Origin of the sequence: Lentzea terrae (assembly GCF_003265345.1) — a bacterium.
GTDB lineage: Bacteria > Actinomycetota > Actinomycetes > Mycobacteriales > Pseudonocardiaceae > Lentzea > Lentzea terrae.
Genome location: NZ_QFWW01000041.1, coordinates 1 through 542 on the forward strand (window position 1 = coordinate 1; position 542 = coordinate 542).

At 69.2% G+C, this 542-nt stretch carries 1 protein-coding gene; it reads left to right on the forward strand.

All coding sequences use genetic code 11. From position 1 onward, the window contains the following. Window positions 1-542: DUF222 domain-containing protein (locus DI276_RS53650; RefSeq protein WP_119724506.1), on the forward strand; the 542-nt coding region annotated here is incomplete at both ends.

Sequence of the window (542 nt, forward strand, 5' to 3'; positions counted from 1 at the left end):
GAGCACGGCGGCGAACCGGTCACGCTGACCCTGACGATGCGCTACGACGACCTCGCCAACCAGGTCGGGCAGGCCACCCTGGACAACCAGGAACGCGTCCCCGCCGCCCAGGTGCGTCAGCTGGCCTGCAACGCGGGGATCATCCCGCTGGTGCTGGGGGAGAAGTCGCAGCCGATGGACATCGGCCGCAAGACCCGGACCTTCCCGGCGGGAATCCGCCGCGTCCTGGTGACCCGTGATCGTGGTTGCGCGTTCCCCGGGCTGTGGCCGACCGCCGAAGCAGTGCGACGCCCACCATGTTCATCACTGGGCGGATGGCGGTGTCACCTCGGTCGGCAACGCGGTCCTGCTGTGCCGCCACCACCACACACTGATCCACCACAGCGAGTGGACAGTGCGGATGGTCCACGGCATACCGACCTTCTACCCACCGGCGTGGCTCGACCCGCAACGCAGGCCGAGACGCAATCTCCTCCACACCGCAGCGGCATGACGGGCGGGCCCACTGGCTCGCCCGCAATGGACGTCGGCGATACCCGCTG